1 protein-coding gene is annotated in these 757 nt (G+C 45.6%); it reads left to right on the forward strand.

From position 1 onward, the window contains the following. On the forward strand, positions 1-630 hold a 630-nt coding region (locus R7Q46_RS26670), incomplete at its 5' end, for an ATP-binding cassette domain-containing protein (RefSeq protein WP_318078155.1). Between the last annotated feature and the right edge of the window lie 127 nt (positions 631-757).

Below are 757 nucleotides of genomic sequence, written 5' to 3' on the forward strand. Positions count from 1 at the left end.
TATGAACCAAACTCTGGCCAAGTGAAATTTGAAGGCATCGATCTCACGGCGATGAAGTCGGAAAAAGAGCGTCGTCCGATGCGACGTCAAATGCAGATGGTGTTCCAAAACCCATACACGTCTATGAACCCTCGTATGAAGGTGGCAGACATTATTGCCGAGCCAATTCGTTTCCATAAACTCACCAAGAATGAAGCAGAAACACGTCAAATCGTGAATGATTTGCTTGATCATGTTGGTTTGGGTCGCATGGCTGGCGTGAAATATCCTCATGAATTCTCTGGTGGTCAGCGTCAGCGTATTTCGATTGCGCGTGCCCTGGCAACTCGTCCTCGACTTTTGATTTGTGATGAACCGACATCAGCGTTGGATGTGTCGGTACAGGCACAAATTCTGAACTTGCTAAAAGATCTGCAAAGTGAACTGAACCTAACGATGTTGTTTATCAGTCACGATTTACCGGTGATTCGTCAGATGTGTGACCGAGTAGGTGTAATGCAGATGGGCACGTTATTGGAAGTCGCGCCTACCGAGCAGCTCTTTACTGCTCCACAGCACGAATACAGCAAAAAATTGATCTCTCTGATGCCTGAATTTACGGGCTTGCGAGAAGAAATCAAAACGGCATAAACCAAGTATTTCGCTTGGCTGATCTTTAGTCATTATAAAGACGCAAACACAATAACAAGGGATCCGGATCCCCGCATGAAGGAGTTATGCAAATGAAAACCATGAAAAGCAAATTAGCAGTGGCGCT

Source organism: Vibrio sp. 811, assembly GCF_033339195.1.